General features: G+C 28.4%; 1 pseudogene. It reads right to left on the bottom strand.

Annotation, left to right across the window (positions count from 1 at the left end):
* Positions 1-33 precede the first annotated feature (33 nt).
* Positions 34-900, bottom strand: a pseudogene (gene metK / locus KHD59_RS02355) (methionine adenosyltransferase); the annotation flags it as partial.
* Positions 901-1,619: the final 719 nt, after the last annotated feature.

Genomic DNA, 1,619 nt, shown 5'->3' with positions numbered 1-1,619 from the left:
ATGTACTAAAAACTAAAAATAAAAATAAATATATTAATTAATTTTGTTTAACAATTGAGAAAATAATTTAATTTGATCTGTTTTTTCCCAAGTAAATTGATCATTATTAATACCAAAATGTCCATATCTAGCAGTAATATTAAAAATAGGTTTAGTTAACTTTAATTTATTAATAATACCTTGAGGACTTAAATCAAAATTCTTATAAATAGTATCTAGAATTAAATTGTCATCAACATTACTAGTATTAAAAGTATTAATAAACAAACCAACAGGAAAATTTAATCCAATTACATAAGCTATTTGTAATTCGCATTTATCACAAATTCCCGAAGCAACAATATTTTTGGCTAAATACCTTAACATATACGCTCCGCTACGATCTACTTTAGAAGCATCTTTGCCGCTAAAACAACCGCCTCCATGATGCACTCCGCTACCATAACTATCTTGGATAATTTTTCTCCCTGTTAATCCGGTATCAAAACAAGGACCTCCCTGTGCAAAACTTCCTGCTGGATTAATATAAAATTTAGTTTTAAAATTGATAAATTTCGATGGAATAATAGGGTTAATGATGTATTTTATAATAGAATCTGAAAAATTTTTATTATTTTTAACAATATCACTATGATGACAAGAAACAACAATCGAATCAATATAACTAGCATTACCATTTTCATCATATATCATAGTTAATTGTGTTTTACCATCTGGTTTTAAAAAAGGTAAAATTTTATTTTCTCTTATTTTAGTTAATTGTAAAGCTAAATTTCGAGCTAATATAAACTGTAAAGGCATAAAATAGGCTGTTTCGTTTGTAGCATAACCAAACATTAAACCTTGATCACCAGCGCCACCATTGACAGAAACAGCTTTATGAATTTCTTCAGATTGTTGATTTAATCGGGATAGAAATTAGAGCGTTTTAAGTATTTCATTCATTTACTCTAAGCCCCCCACACCACCGGACAAGCAAGTTTCCAAGCATCCGGCGGTTCCAAAACATAAATAAATTAAAATTTATTAAAATGTTTTAGTTTCTCTTTCGCCTTGCAATTAGCTTTCCTAATTTCCTTGGAGAGTCAGTTCACTTAAAAATTCCATTTTAAGCTTTAAATATCTCTCGACTACTATGATTCTGCTTTTCCCTTGCTTTTTTGGAATACAAAAAAAGTTTAGGGAGATGAAAGTTACTCTAAATATTTACCTCATGATGTTAGGCGAGAAGACCAAATAATATTTAATTATAAAAAAAATATAATATTGGTAGGATTGCAAATAAAATTTTTTCCAAAAGAAAAGAACAATTATAAAAGACATTTAATATCCTTTTATAAGATTGCAAACTGTCGAATAAATAGCTACAACAGGTTTCGTTATTACTCCTTTTTTCTCTTCAATTCTGCTTCTAGAATTTATCCATAATCATATTTCAACTTGCAATCGCTTTCTTGTATAGCTATATTCTACTCACGTTGCTTTGAGAATTTGCTATAATTACTTCTATTTTCATAGAAATAACCAATTCTCTGTTGCCGTTTTTTGTTCCAAAACGTACAATAGGTTAAATTGCGAAATATTTAGGCATCTTTTCCGCCCTTAAATTAACGATTAAC

The sequence above is a fragment of the Sesame phyllody phytoplasma genome, from assembly GCF_018390775.2.
Classification (GTDB): Bacteria; Bacillota_I; Bacilli_A; order Acholeplasmatales; family Acholeplasmataceae; genus Phytoplasma; species Phytoplasma australasiaticum.
Note: the sequence above shows the minus strand (reverse complement) of the source record. Positions and strands in the feature narration are given on the sequence as shown.